Raw genomic sequence first — 13,618 nt, forward strand, 5'->3', positions numbered from 1 at the left:
ATGCCGACGGGCAGGACTGGTTCGCCCGCATCTTCGGCCGCTCCGGCTTCACCCTGCTGCCCGACCCCGCCCGCCTGCCGCGGGCTTTGCCCGACATCTACCGATCCCTTACCCAGGAGACCTGACCATGCGTTCCCTCACCGCCCTGCCGCTGCTCTGCCCCGGCCTGCTGCAAGCCGCCACCTTCGACCGTCCGGTGCCGCAGGCCCAGACGGACGCGGCTGAGTTCTGGTTCGCCGTCGCCTCGCTGGCGCTGCTCGTCAGCCTGATCGCGGTGCAATGGCTGGTCAGCCGCAGATGACCCGACAGGCACGCCTGACCCTGCTGCTCTACCCTTTCGGCGCGGGCGCGGCGGCGGTGAACGTGTTCTTCGCCTCGCTCATCTTGTCCTGGGCGGGCGCGCCGGTGCTGCCTCCGGGCTGGGCGGTGTTCGGCGGGGCGCTGCTCGGCATCCCGCCGACATGGCTCTTCGCGGGACATATCGATCTGCTGATGCGGGAAGCGGAGCCGCACCCATGACTGCCTGGCCGAAACTTCTCGCCGCACTGGCGGTCTTCGTCGGGTCAATGGGCGGGCTGAATCTCGCGGCCCAGTATGAGAGCCTGACCCTGCCCATCGCCATCATCCTGATCGTCCCGATGGGAGTGCTGGCAGCGCTGACCGGCGTCTGGCTGACCGGGGGAGACAACAATATCTTCACGCAGATCGGCCTGATGGTGCTGGTGGGGCTCTCGGCGAAGAACGCGATCCTGATCGTCGAATTTGCCCTCGAGCTGGAATTCGATGGCCGTACCCCGGTGCAGGCCGCCATCGAGGCCAGCCGCCAGCGTCTGCGGCCGATCCTGATGACCTCAATGGCCTTCATCATGGGCGTCGTCCCTCTTGTCATCTCGACCGGTGCGGGTGCCGAAATGCGCTCGGCGATGGGCGTCGCGGTGTTCTCCGGCATGATCGGGGTCACCTTCTTCGGCATCTTCATGACCCCAGTGTTCTATGTCCTGATGCGTCGCGTGGCAGGGAACCGGGCGCTGATCCAGCACAAGGACGAGACGCCAGCGGGCGCCGAGGAGGCGGGAGAGCATGCCCGGCGGGAGCTGGTCACCTAGGAAAACCTGAATTTGGGGCGCTGACGGTCAGGCAAGCAGCTGATTGGCGGCGCCTCGCGTCCTCCTGCGCCAAAGCCGCGCGTTGTCTCGATCAATACGCGCAAGCCGCTTTGGCAAAGCGAATTCTCCGTGTATAGACTAGGGGAGGCAGGCTTCTCCTTCTTCTCCGACTGTGCCTGACCGTTAACGATTTGCCCGCGCCCTGCAAGAACAGCCGTGCGGAACCCGCGAGCTTGATTGGAGACAGAGATGAAACGCATTGCAGCGCTCGCGCTCGCTGGTTTTCTTGCCGCTCCCGCCTTCGCCGCCGGTCCAGTGACCGCGATCCCGGAACCGGCCGTGGAGCCGGCGCCTGCCCCCGTTGTGATCGCCCCGGTGACCGACTGGAGCGGATTCTACGTGGGCGGCCAGCTTGGCTACGGAGATGTCGACACGGACGTCGACGATTACGATGGAAATGGCGCCATCGGCGGCGTGCATGCCGGCTATCGCTATGACTTCGGCCGTGCTGTCATCGGCGCCGAACTGGCCTACGACATCACCAACATCGACATCGGCGACGCCGGCGACGAGCTCGACAACGTGGCGACGCTGAAGCTGATGGCGGGTGGCAAGATTGGGCAGGGTCTGCTCTACGCGACCGCCGGTGGAGCCTGGGCCGACACGAGTTCGGATGCAGGAGATCCTGACGACGGCTACGTCTACGGTATCGGCTACGACCATATGTTGAACGAACGCTGGTCGGTGGGCGCCGAGTTGCTGCGCCACAGCTGGGATGCGTTCGACGACACCGGCACCGATGCGGATGCAACCACGCTGCAGGCGAAGGTCGGATTTCGGTTCTGACTACTGCCACATCGATCCGGAGGGGTGTGGAGCGTTCCACGCCCCTTCTGCATGCCCGAGGCGGCACCTGCCAAACGCAGGGCGACTTTATCGCAAGACGAACGATACGGCATCTGAGGCCCTCGCGGTTAGTTCTCTCCTGTGCGTCCGGGCGCGGCGCGCTCCCAGCTGGCCGCAAGACGCAAGAGGTTCGGACACCGACGGCGCGTCCTGGCTGAACTCTTGGTTCCGGGCCGCTCGCGCCATTCCCTTTCGATGACTTACTCGGCTGCGCCGCGATGGACCGTGGCGTGTCTGGTGAGACAGGCGGGCGCTGCGTTGCGGGCGCGCGTCCAAGGCAATTTCCTTCACCGGATTTCGGGCGGTGTCAGGTCAGATCATGTAGCGCCTTGCCGAGGGGCGCCCGTATCTGAAACTCCGAGAACCGCACCTTCAGGCCATCCCCCTCGGGGCTGCAGCACATAGGGCCAACAAGATAGCTCGATGCCTGTGGGAACGGGCAGAGACGCAACAGCGGCCACCGCGTTCCGTCCTGTGACCACTGCAAACGCAGGTCTCCGTTTGCGACGGTGACCCGCAGATGGAGCTTGGAAGCACGCCCATGGTGGACAGAAGTTGCCCAGTCCGATTGACCGACCGTCAATACGCTCCCGAGACAAGCCTCGCCGTCGGACAGCTCGATCCCCGCCTTGATCCAGGTGGTCTCGTCCACGCGCACCATGATCCCAGCTTGGTCGTAAAGATCAGTATAGTCACCCTCGATGCACAGAGACGCCGTAAAATCCCCCTCCCTGCGAGCCCCGAAGAAATGCCCGGTGTCGCGGGTGAAGCCATAATGGGTGTTCCGCCAAAAATCCGATCCCCTGTCGGTTGTCACGGCCAGAACATCGTCGGTGATCGCCCAGTTGCGCGGCTCATTCAGCCAAGTGCATGTCTTGAACAAGGATGCCTCCTGCGGGGATGCCTGTCGGGCAGTCGCGTGTCGAGCCGCCGGGCCTCATGCTGCAGCTGCTCCGCCTGACGAACTTTGCCTGCACCATCTCGCTACGGCAAGTCCGAGCGTCCGGTTCCAAGCCGCGTCACGGCGTTGTCACTTACCAACCGCGCCTTAGCTCTGCCTGTCCCGCCGGGCCTATCAGCGCTGCGAGCATTACGCCGACGAGGCTGTCGTAACTGGAAGCTCATCGCCGAAGCGTTCTAGGTCCCACTGCTGCTGATCGAATCGCTGATCCCAGCCGATCTGGCGGGCTCGCCCGCGGCGGCGGGCAAATCCTCGCGATGCCAACCAGCGCCGCCTGAGCGAGCGCGGTCTTCGATCTCCCCTAAACTGCTGGTGAAATCGGCTGCAGGAGCTTGCCCGACGCGCGAAGAAAAATCGTCTATAAGACGACCAATTTTGCCGTCTTTATTTTCTTGATTAACACGATAAAGTCTGTCGTAATTATCGTGACAGGGCAGCGGTGCCCGTCGGACATGACAGGAGGCGACCATGCAGATGACTGCCGAGTTCCGTCAGGAGTTTCCCCAGGACATCATCCGGGGCGGCTTCGGCCTTGGCGATGGTAATGTGCCGCGCCCGGAGTGCCGGGTGCATCTGGTCTCGCGCGATACCGGCGAGGTGCTGCTGAACGGGATGCCGCTGGTGGTCTTGGCCGGCGATGCGGCCGCGGCCGTCGCGTCGCTGATGGAGACGCGCGATCCGGCGGAGTGGCGGGCCGAGGTCAGCCGCGTGGCGCCGGGCCGGGAGGGGCTGTGATGTTCGAGTTCACCAGCTTCGGCGCGGGCCGCTTCACCCCCTTCTACCTTCCAGAGACAAAAGACCAACAGGAGATGTCGACCATGCTTGATAAGGTAACAGTGGATCCGGCGCAGACCCAGACCGAGGCTGCCTCGCGTCCCAACCCCTTCGCATTGGTGGGCTGGCGCATGGCCTTTGCCACCGCCGGGGTGGCTCTGCTGACCGGCATGGTGCCGCAGGCGCAGGCGCAGACGCTGCTGAACGTCAGCTACGACCCGACGCGGGAGCTGTATCGCGAGTTCAACGAGGCGTTCTCGAAGCGCTGGGTGGCCGAGGGCCATGAAGCGCCGACGATAGAGACCAGCCACGGCGGGTCGGGCGCGCAGGCGCGCTCGGTGATCGAGGCACTGGATGCGCAGGTGGTGACGCTGGCGCTGGCCTCGGACATCAACGCGATTGCCGAGAAGTCGGGGAAGGTTCCGGCGGACTGGCAGTCGAGGCTGCCGCACAACGCCTCGCCCTATACCTCGACCATTGTGTTCCTTGTCCGCGACGGCAACCCGAAGGGGCTGACCGATTGGGGCGATCTGGTGCAGGACGGGGTGCAGGTGATCACGCCGAACCCGAAGACCTCGGGCGGCGCCCGCTGGAATTACCTTGCCGCCTGGGCCTGGGCCGAGAGGAACGGGCAGGATCCGAGGGAGTTCGTCGGCAAGCTCTACAAGAACGTGCCAGTGCTGGATACCGGGGCGCGCGGGTCGACCACGACCTTCGCGCAGCGCGGTCTGGGCGACGTGCTGCTGGCCTGGGAAAACGAGGCCTATCTCGCGCTGGAAGAACTGGGCGAGGACAAGTTCGACATCATGGTGCCGACCGTGTCGATCCTCGCCGAGCCGCCGGTGGCGCTGGTCGAGGGCAACATCAAGGATGAGGCCGAACGCGAACTGGCGACGGCCTATCTGGAGTATCTCTATTCCCCCGAAGGTCAGGCCATCGCCTACAAGAACTTCTACCGGGCCTGGGATGCCTCGGCGGCAGATCCCGAGGACGTCGCCCGCTTCCCGAAGCTCGACCTCGTGACCATCGCCGACTTCGGCGGCTGGGAGAAGGCTCAGCCGGAGCACTTCGGCGACGGCGGCACCTTCGACCAGATCTACGTGTCGCAATGAGCTACGCGCCGACCTTTCGCCTGAAGCCGCCCTCCCCCCTGCCGGGGTGGGGGCTCTCCTTCGGCGTCATGCTGACCATGCTGTCGCTGATCGTGCTGCTGCCAATTGGCGCGCTCCTGCTGCGCGGGGCGCAGGTCGGGCTGCCGGAGTTGCTGGCGGTGCTGGGGCGCGACCGGGTGCAGGCGGCGCTCTTGCTGTCGTTCCGGGCGGCGCTGATCGCGGCGGGGTTCAACCTCGCCTTCGGTCTGGCGCTGGCCTGGGTGCTGGTGCGCTACGACTTCCCGTTCAAGCGGGTGGTGGACGCCAGCGTCGATCTGCCCTTCGCGCTGCCGACCGCCGTGGCGGGCATCGCGCTGACCGCGATCTACGCGCCGAACGGCGTGTTCGGCGGGCCGCTGATGGCGTGGTTCGGCCTGCAGGTCGCCTATAGCGAGTTCGGGATCTGGATCGCGCTGATCTTCGTCGGCCTGCCCTTCGTGATCCGCACCGTGCAGCCGGTGATCGAGGAGATCGACCGCGAGATCGAGGAGGCCTCGGCCACGCTGGGGGCCTCGCGCGGGCGGACCTTCACACGCGTGATCCTGCCGATGCTGACGCCGGCGCTCCTGACCGGCTTCGCACTGTCCTTGGCGCGGTCGGTCGGGGAATACGGCTCGGTCATCTTCATTGCGGGCAACCTGCCGCTGCAGACCGAGATCGCGCCGCTGCTGATCGTGATCCGGCTGGAGGAATACGACTACGACGGCGCCGTGGCCATCGCGCTGGCGATGCTGGGAATTTCTTTCGCGATGCTGCTGGCGATCAACCTGATCCAGATCTGGAGCCGTCGCCGCATGGGCGAGGTCTGAGGGGAGATCATGACAACCGCTGTTCTGACCCGTTTCCGCCCCGCCACCACCGAGCCTGTCTGGCTCAGGCGCATCCTCATCCTTTCGGTGCTGGCCGTGCTGGCGGTGCTGGTCTTCGCGCCGCTGGCTGCGGTCTTCATCGAGGCGCTGCGGCAAGGCTGGGCGATGGCGTTGGCCTCGCTGGGCAACCGCGACGCGCTGGCGGCGATCCGGCTGACGCTGACCGTCGCCGCCTTCTCGGTGCCATTGAACGCGGCCTTCGGCATCGCGGCGGCCTGGGCCATCACCAAGTTCGACTGGCGCGGCAAGGCCTTCCTGATCACGCTGATCGACTTGCCGTTCTCGGTCTCGCCGGTGGTGGCAGGGCTGTGCTTCGTGCTGCTGTTCGGCGCCAACACCACCATCGGCGGCTGGCTGGTGGCGGGCGGCTACCCGATCGTCTTCGCCGTGCCGGGGATCGTGCTGGCGACGATGTTCATCACCTTCCCCTTCGTCGCGCGCGAGCTGATCCCTATCATGACTGAGCAGGGCACCGCCGAGGAAGAGGCGGCACTGACGCTGGGCGCCTCGGGCTGGCGGATGTTCTTCACCGTGACGCTGCCCAACATCCGCTGGGCGCTGCTCTACGGCGTCCTCCTGTGCAACGCGCGGGCGATGGGCGAGTTCGGCGCGGTGGCGGTGGTGTCAGGCAAGATCCGTGGCCAGACCTCGACCATGCCGATCATGATCGAGATGCTCTACAACGAATACCTCTCGGTCGCGGCCTTCACCATGGCCGCCGTGCTGGCGCTGCTGGCGCTGGTGACGCTGACCCTGAAATCCGCGCTGGAATGGAAATACGCCGACCAGCTCGCCGCCACCCACCGGCATTGAGGAGACCCCGATGCACATCCAGATCGACGAGATCGCCAAGTCCTTCGGCCCGACCACCGCGCTGCATCCGGTGAGCCTTTCGATCCCCTCGGGCGCGCTGATCGCCCTGCTGGGGCCGTCCGGGTCGGGCAAGACCACGCTGCTGCGCATCCTTGGCGGGCTGGAGTTCCCGACCTCGGGCCGGGTGCTGTTCGACGCGCAGGACGCGACCGGGCTGACGGTGCAGGAGCGCCGCGCGGGCTTCGTGTTCCAGAGCTACGCGCTGTTCCGGCACATGACGGTGTTCGACAACATCGCCTATGGCCTGCGCGCCCGGCCGAGGAAGACGCGGCCGACGGGGCCGGAGATCGACCGCCGCGTCCACAAGCTCCTCGACCTCATCCAGCTGCCCGACATCGCCCGCCGCTACCCGGCGCAGCTCTCGGGTGGCCAGCGCCAGCGCGTGGCCCTCGCCCGGGCGCTGGCCATCGAGCCGCGCATGCTGCTCTTGGACGAGCCCTTCGGCGCGCTGGACGCGCGGGTTCGGAAGGAGTTGCGGCAGGGGTTGCGCGACATCCATGACGAGACCGGGCTGACCACCATCTTCGTAACCCACGATCAGGAGGAGGCGATGGAGCTGGCCGATCTGGTGGTGGTCATGTCGATGGGCCGGATCGAGCAGATCGGCAAGCCCGCCGAGATCCGTTCCCGCCCGAAGACCGACTTCGTGCGCCAGTTCATCTCGGTATGAGCGTTGGTCCTCGGGGGCATTGATACCTAAGTGCGATCGGGAAGGTCCGGCGAGGCGTTGCGCAGATTAACGGCTGCGCACCGTCAGAAAGCCCCTCCACGGCGATGGACGCGCCCGAGGGAAATCGCCCCAATTGCACCCTCGAATCCGTAAGCGGCCGGTAACATTTTGGACGAGGCGGCAGCCACCACGTTGGGAACATGCCTTCATGAGGCGACGTCATGGACATGCTGGCTGACGCGCTCTAGTTGGTGCGCAGTCAACACAAAAGCAGGATGCGAGCTGCGCGTTTCATCGAATAGCGCGCCACTGACGATGGATGCCGGGTAGCGACCGGACCCGTGCCGCAGCCGCCGCAGGAATGTTTTCAAGAAATTGTCCGCCGCCATGGCGTGCACTGCCCGCTTGGAACCTTGTCAGCACTGGAGAGTTATCGCACGCGTCAAAATGACGGGGTCCAATGAATATCATGCACATCGCACTCGGTGGGTGCCTCCGGGCTCCACCTGTGCACTACGGGCGCACGCCAGACACCGGCGGACATATTGCCTATGTTTTAGGGGCAAGTCTTCACCAAGCAGATCTGCCCGGGGTGGGCCGTGTGGATATCGTGACCCGGGCTTTCGAGGGATATGGGCCGGACTACGCGAAACCCGTGGAACAGGTTTCGCCGGGAGTGACTGTGATACGGCTGCGGTCGCAGACGGGGGGCTACCTCTCCAAGGAAGGGCTCTGGTGTGAACTCGCAAGCATCGAGCAGTCTCTTGTTCGGCACATTGATAAGAACGGGCGCCCTGACGTTCTGCATGCCCATTTTGCGGATGCCGCTGAAATCGCACTGAAAGTCGGGCAGCGGTTCGGAATACCCGTCGTTTACACGCCTCATTCTCTTGCGCTTCAGAAAGCCGACCGCGACGGCGCCGAGCCTCGGCGGTTGGCGGCCGAGAAGGACGCCATAGGCCAAGCGGCGGCCATCATCGTCTCGAGCCGCGACGAGGCGGAGCGGCAGATATGCGATTATGACCCTTCGGCAATCGGGCGTGTGCACAAGATACGTCCCGGTCTCCCCGACCCAGCGCGGGACCAATCGGTCGTGGCTGCGCTGGATCTCCTCGGCTCCGATCTCACGGATCCGAAACGCCCGGTCGTGCTGGCAATTGCGCGGCCGGTGGCCAAGAAGAACCTTCTTGGGTTGATCGAGGCATTCGCAACGAACAGCACGCTGCGAAATCTCGCCAATCTCGTCATCTTGGCCGGTCAGCATGACAGCTGCGCCGAAGACAGCGCCGTGCTTGAAAAACTCATCGCCGCTCGAGACAGACTGGGCCTGAGGGGCATCATGTCCCTGCCTGTCCGTCACACGCGCGAAGAGGCATGGAGCCTCTACAAGCTCGCCGCCAGTTCCAAAGGTGTGTTCGTCAATCCCGCCTTCTTCGAACCGTTTGGCCTGACGCTGCTTGAGGCCGCCGCAGCGGGTCTGCCGGTTGTCGCAACACGCAACGGAGGCGCGCTGGAGATTGTGGAAACGCTGGAGAACGGAATCGCCGTTGATCCGCGAGACCACGGGCAGATCGCCGATGCCTGTCTCACTCTGATCAGGACCCCGAGCCTGTGGGAGAGGGCGTCTCGCAACGGCTTGGATGGGCTGACCGCCTTTTCCTGGGAAACCTACGCCCGACAGAGCGTCGATCTGTATCGTGACCTCGCAAAAGGCGCTGCGGAGGGCTTGGTGACCCAATCGTGTCCGCTGGTTGTCTGTGACATCGACAACACCCTGACCGGGTGCGTCCACAGCGCGGCGAAATTCGCATCCTGGGTTCGACGCGGGCGGTATCCATTCGTCGTTGCGACCGGCCGCACGCTGGTTGAAGCGCGGTCGATCCTCCGTGCTTGGGACCTGCCGACGCCCGCCGCCTATATCACGTCGGTCGGATCCGAGATATACAGGACGGGACCGAATGGCCTGATGCTCTGGCAGGCTTATTCCGCCCGACTGGCCGCCGACTGGGATCGCCCAAGCGTGAAGAACTGCCTAGATGCTCTGGGCGTGATCTGGCAACCCGCTCTTGACCAGAACCCCGCAAAGCTCAGCCTCTTCGGCGATGCCAAGGAGGCTCTTCGCATCGAGGCCACGCTCGCGGCGGAGCGCCTGAAAGCGCGTGTCATCGCCTCGCACGGGCGTCTGATCGACGTAATGCCGATTTCAGCGGGGAAGGCAAATGCCATAGCCGCGCTGGCGGCGGAGTACGGGCTGGGGATGGAGGATTGTATTGCCTGCGGCGACAGCGGCAACGATCTCGACATGCTCACACTCTGCGGCACAGCCATCGTCGTCGGCAATGCGACGGCCGAGCTGTCGCATATGGCGCCGCGCCCAGGTCTCCTTAGGGTCACGCGCCATCATGCGGCGGGTGTGCTCCAAGGGCTGGAACAGGCTGGCCTTGTGATGTCGTCCCCATGAAGCGACCCATCGGGTATTTCGTCCATCATCAAGGCCGGGGCCACGCACTGCGCTGTGCAGCCTGGATGAATGCGCTTTCGCCGGATCAACCCGTCACCGTCTTCTGTGCCCGCGACGACATCTTCCCGCCGCTGCGGGATGGGATCACCATCCACCTCATCCCTTCGCTGTTTGAAGCGCAGGGGGACGAGCCAGCGGGGCTCGCCGATATCCCGACGCCCGACACTCTTCACTGCGCCCCGCTCGGTTGGTCGGGCATCCGGGAGGCCATGGCTGCAATAACCGGGTGGTTCGCGAAGGCCTCACCTGCACTGATGATCTGCGATGTCTCCGCGGAAATCGCCCAGCTGTCGCGCATCTGCTCGGTGCCGCATGTCAAGGTGCTCCAGCACGGGGATCGGAGCGATCCCGGTCACCTCGCCGCCTATGACGGCGCCGTGGGACTTTTGGCACCGTTCCACGCCTCGCTTGCTCAACCCGACTGGCCTGAGCGCCTCCGCTCGCGTTTGCATTTCGCGCCCGGCCTCGGCGTCGAAGCTGGGGCGGCGCCAAGCCGCGCAGCGGCGCGCGCCGCCCTCTGCCTGCCGCCGGAGCAGGAGATGATTTTCGTCCTGTCGGGCGGTGGAGGGTGTGGGTTCTCCGAGGCCCCGATCTGCGTCGGAGCACGCGCGACCCCGGATGCCCGATGGATCGCCGCCGGTCCTGTCGCACGCGACTGGCATTCGACAGCGCCGGGGAATATCGACTTCGTCGGATGGATCGACACTGTCGCCGATCACATCGCCGCGGCTGACATCGTTATAGCCTCGACGGGCAACACCACCTGCCACAGTATTCTCGCCTCCGGACGTCCATGGCTCGCTGTGCCCGAGTGGCGCTACTTCGACGAACAGGTCTTCAAGGCGCGCGCGCTCGCGGCGGCAGGGGCTGCCGTCCACCTCACCGCCCTGCCCTCCTCGGCCCATGCCTGGCTGAAGGCTCTCGAGGATGCGCGCTCGACCCACAGCCCCGAACGCCAAAAAGCTCTGACGGGGGGGAATGCCCATGATGCCGCAGCTTGGCTCGAAGACCTTGCAGAGCGCCTCTGGCGGAAGCCGGCTGGCGGCCCTGTTCCGAAATCACCGGCGCAGCCGCGCCTAGCCGCCTCATAAGGACATCGCAATGGCATCCCCTACCGTTTCCGTACTGACGATCGCTTCGGGCCGTGTCGACCACCTGCGTAATGTCATGATTGGCCTTGACCGCCAGACCGTACCACCGTGCGAACTCGTCATAGCTCGCATGCAGGCCGCTCCTTTCGAAGATCTTCCCCAAGTCTCCTTTCCGGTGTTCGAGATCGTAGTCGACGGCGACGACCACGGCATGCCGCTCGCCGCCGCACGCAATGCAGCCGCTCGCCGTGCCTCGGGTGAAATCCTGGTCTTTCTGGATGTGGATTGCATCCCGGCGCCCGGACTTGTGGAAGACTACCTGAGAGCCTCTGCGGATTTCCCGGGCCTGCTGATGGGTGAAGTCATGTACCTGCCCGGCGGAGCTAACCGGCCCGGTTGGGAGGTCTCGCAGTTCGAGCAAGTCGCCGTTCGCCACTCCGACCGGCAGGGACCGCCCTCAAGCGGGATCGAGACCTGCACCGACTACCGCTGCTTCTGGTCGCTGAACTTCTCCCTTCCCGCCCAGGCCTTCCTGGCATCAGGCGGGTTTGACGAGCGCTACATCGGCTACGGCGGCGAGGACACCGATTTTGGGAAGACGCTTTCCACCCTGGGGATCGGCATCGCATGGATGAAGGGCGCGAGGGTGTTTCACCAATATCACGAGCACCACATGCCACCCATTCACCATCTGACCAGCGTCGTGCGAAATGCCGAGCTCTTTGCTTCCAAGTGGGGCTACAGGACGATGGAGCACTGGCTTTATGCGTTCAAGCTCATGGGATTGATTGATACCGTCGGATCCGAGATCCGCATCCTGCGTCAACCCAACGCCGAGGACGCCGCCCTTACCCGCCAGACTCCCGACAAGCCCTATGCGAACACGACGCGGGTCATCCGTGTGCTGAAAGAACAGCTGGCGCAGAAGGAAGAGGCGACGACCGATATGCTTGCCGGCCAGAGGGCGTTACGCCACCCCGCTTCCGTCTCGGCAAAATGAGGATCGCGGTTCTGTCGCATGTTCGCCATCCGATTGCCGAACCTTTCCGGGGCGGCATGGAGGCGCACTCGTGGCATCTGGTCAATGCTCTCATGGAGCGGGGTCATGAGGTTACTCTGTTCGCCTCCGGCGACAGCGACCCCCGCTTTAACCTCTATGCGGCCATGCCCGAGCATTATGACCTCCGCTACCCCTGGCACGACTTCGTGGGAACCGACGCATTGAACGACCACCTCGATCAATCGTTCGGCGCGGTCTGCCGCGAGTTGCTGACAGGCCGCTTCGATGTAGTGCACAACAATTCCCTTCACCGCTATCCGCCGCGCCTTGCCCGCACGCGGCGTATCCCGATGGTGACATCGCTGCACATCCCGCCCTTCGACGCCCTGCATCGCGCCGTTCGGGAAAGCGCCGCGCCGTGGTCAGTGTTCACAGTCACCTCGCAGGTTCAAATCGCATCGTGGTGGGGTGAGGCCCCACCCGACGAGGCCCACGTCGTCGTCAACGGGATCGATCTTGCGCGCTGGCCCTTCCGACCAGAGGGGGATGGCAGCGCCGTCTGGGCGGGACGGATCACGCCAAACAAGGCGCCCCATCTCGCCGCCAGAGCGGCGCTAGAGGCCGGACTCCGCCTGCGCCTCTTCGGAATCATCGAGGATCAGGGCTACTTCGAAAACAAGATCAAGCCGCTTCTCGGACAGCAGGTCAGTTACGACGGCCACCTGTCTGGAGAGGATCTGGCCACGGCGCTGGGACGGGCGTCCTTACTGCTGTTCACACCGCTTTGGGACGAACCCTTCGGCCTTGCGGCGATCGAGGCCATGGCCTGCGGGCTGCCTGTTGCCGCCTTCCGCAGCGGTGCTGCGGAAGAAGTAATTGGCGAAGCTGGCCGATTTGCAAATGCAGGGGACGTCGTCGGCTTGGCCCATGCTGCCCGCTCCGGCCTATTGGTGTCACGAAAACTGGCGCGCGCCCGCGTTCGGAACAACTTTACCATCAAGACGATGGTGGACCGCCTTGAGGCGCTCTATCGTAGCGTGATCGACGCGCGCGCCGTAGAATCTCCCTCCGTAACCTTTCCTCCCATAGAACTCGACATTGCATGTCGTTAAGCAATGCTGACTTGTTGGCATAGGAGATTTGGCCAAGGCCTTTGCTATGGCCCTGACGTTGCCCCCAACTTTTATTCAGCGTGAGCGAGACTCTGAGTTTGAGTTTTGCCCATTCGGGCGGTTTGGGCAACGGGGGCTGGCGCGGAGCTTTGCGGGTTGCGCAGCGTCAGGCGCCGTTGCGGGGTGAAGGTCTGGGCGAAGGCGGCAGGGGTCTGCCAGCCGAGGCGGGAGTGGGGGCGTTCGGTGTTGTAGTCCGTGCGCCAGGCGGCCAGCGTGACGCGGGCATGGTGCAGTGACGGGAATAGGGTCTCATTCAGCAGCTCATCGCGCAGGCGCCCATTGAAGCTCTCGATAAAGGCGTTCTGGGTCGGCTTGCCGGGGGCGATGTAGTGCCAGTCAAACTTGCGATCATCCACGAACTTCAGGATCGCGTTCGAGGTGAACTCGGTCCCATAGCATGTTGGGAATGTAGCGCGGTTGAAGGTTATGGCCGCCTGCGCAGCCCCCAAAATCGCGCAGCAGGCGGCCATAACCGGGTCTCGGATCTCTATGGTGGTTTTGCGAACCACACCACAGAGGAGACC

13 protein-coding genes and 2 pseudogenes are annotated in these 13,618 nt (G+C 64.6%); 13 read left to right on the forward strand and 2 right to left on the reverse strand.

Annotated features, from left to right (window positions below):
* Positions 1 to 127 precede the first annotated feature (127 nt).
* The 4 genes and pseudogenes from AC3A5Z_RS22820 (at position 128) to AC3A5Z_RS22835 (ending at position 1,952) form a co-directional block, all read left to right on the forward strand.
* On the forward strand, positions 128 to 301 hold the full coding sequence (locus AC3A5Z_RS22820; RefSeq protein WP_487521573.1) for a protein NnrT: 174 nt from the start codon (positions 128 to 130) through the stop codon (positions 299 to 301).
* Positions 298 to 519 carry an NnrT protein gene (locus tag AC3A5Z_RS22825; RefSeq protein WP_487521574.1) on the forward strand — a complete coding sequence of 74 codons (222 nt, stop codon included), beginning with the start codon at positions 298 to 300 and terminating at the stop codon, positions 517 to 519. Before AC3A5Z_RS22820 ends, AC3A5Z_RS22825 begins: the two co-directional genes overlap by 4 nt.
* 56 nt (positions 520 to 575) lie before the next feature.
* A pseudogene (locus AC3A5Z_RS22830) lies at positions 576 to 1,106 on the forward strand (efflux RND transporter permease subunit); the annotation flags it as partial.
* A gap of 249 nt (positions 1,107 to 1,355) precedes the next feature.
* Complete coding sequence (locus AC3A5Z_RS22835; protein ID WP_487521575.1) at positions 1,356 to 1,952, forward strand: outer membrane protein; 597 nt, start codon at positions 1,356 to 1,358, stop codon at positions 1,950 to 1,952.
* Positions 1,953 to 2,319: 367 nt separating this feature from the next.
* On the opposite strand, the gene AC3A5Z_RS22840 is transcribed toward AC3A5Z_RS22835, so the two are convergent.
* A complete protein-coding gene (locus AC3A5Z_RS22840) occupies positions 2,320 to 2,895 on the reverse strand; it encodes a DUF1349 domain-containing protein (protein WP_487521576.1) in 576 nt (191 codons plus the stop codon).
* A gap of 546 nt (positions 2,896 to 3,441) precedes the next feature.
* On the opposite strand from AC3A5Z_RS22840, the gene AC3A5Z_RS22845 reads away from it, so the two are divergent.
* The 9 genes from AC3A5Z_RS22845 (at position 3,442) to AC3A5Z_RS22885 (ending at position 13,034) form a co-directional block, all read left to right on the forward strand.
* Positions 3,442 to 3,708: a hypothetical protein gene (locus tag AC3A5Z_RS22845; RefSeq protein ID WP_487521577.1), complete on the forward strand. Its 267-nt coding sequence runs from the start codon at positions 3,442 to 3,444 to the stop codon at positions 3,706 to 3,708.
* Positions 3,709 to 3,878: 170 nt separating this feature from the next.
* A complete protein-coding gene (locus tag AC3A5Z_RS22850; protein ID WP_487521614.1) occupies positions 3,879 to 4,859 on the forward strand; it encodes a sulfate ABC transporter substrate-binding protein in 981 nt (326 codons plus the stop codon).
* A complete protein-coding gene (gene cysT, locus AC3A5Z_RS22855) occupies positions 4,856 to 5,707 on the forward strand; it encodes a sulfate ABC transporter permease subunit CysT (protein ID WP_487521578.1) in 852 nt (283 codons plus the stop codon). Before AC3A5Z_RS22850 ends, cysT begins: the two co-directional genes overlap by 4 nt.
* Before the next feature lie 9 nt (positions 5,708 to 5,716).
* On the forward strand, positions 5,717 to 6,580 hold the full coding sequence (gene cysW, locus AC3A5Z_RS22860) for a sulfate ABC transporter permease subunit CysW (protein ID WP_487521579.1): 864 nt from the start codon (positions 5,717 to 5,719) through the stop codon (positions 6,578 to 6,580).
* Positions 6,581 to 6,590: 10 nt separating this feature from the next.
* Positions 6,591 to 7,310, forward strand: a complete 720-nt coding sequence (locus AC3A5Z_RS22865; RefSeq protein ID WP_487521580.1) for a sulfate/molybdate ABC transporter ATP-binding protein — start codon at positions 6,591 to 6,593, stop codon at positions 7,308 to 7,310.
* Positions 7,311 to 7,779: 469 nt separating this feature from the next.
* Positions 7,780 to 9,771 carry an HAD-IIB family hydrolase gene (locus AC3A5Z_RS22870; RefSeq protein WP_487521581.1) on the forward strand — a complete coding sequence of 664 codons (1,992 nt, stop codon included), beginning with the start codon at positions 7,780 to 7,782 and terminating at the stop codon, positions 9,769 to 9,771.
* Positions 9,768 to 10,922 carry a glycosyltransferase gene (locus AC3A5Z_RS22875; RefSeq protein ID WP_487521582.1) on the forward strand — a complete coding sequence of 385 codons (1,155 nt, stop codon included), beginning with the start codon at positions 9,768 to 9,770 and terminating at the stop codon, positions 10,920 to 10,922. The genes AC3A5Z_RS22870 and AC3A5Z_RS22875 overlap by 4 nt, the downstream gene beginning before the upstream one ends.
* A gap of 10 nt (positions 10,923 to 10,932) precedes the next feature.
* Positions 10,933 to 11,922: a galactosyltransferase-related protein gene (locus tag AC3A5Z_RS22880; protein WP_487521583.1), complete on the forward strand. Its 990-nt coding sequence runs from the start codon at positions 10,933 to 10,935 to the stop codon at positions 11,920 to 11,922.
* The gene (locus AC3A5Z_RS22885) at positions 11,919 to 13,034 is read left to right on the forward strand and encodes a glycosyltransferase (RefSeq protein ID WP_487521584.1); all 1,116 of its coding nucleotides are present in this window, start codon (positions 11,919 to 11,921) and stop codon (positions 13,032 to 13,034) included. Before AC3A5Z_RS22880 ends, AC3A5Z_RS22885 begins: the two co-directional genes overlap by 4 nt.
* Positions 13,035 to 13,105: 71 nt before the next feature.
* Here AC3A5Z_RS22885 and AC3A5Z_RS22890 read toward each other — a convergent pair.
* Positions 13,106 to 13,486 (reverse strand): annotated as a pseudogene (locus AC3A5Z_RS22890) (integrase core domain-containing protein); the annotation flags it as partial.
* Between the last annotated feature and the right edge of the window lie 132 nt (positions 13,487 to 13,618).

The sequence above is a fragment of the Cereibacter sp. Soil_C_27 genome, from assembly GCF_057657095.1.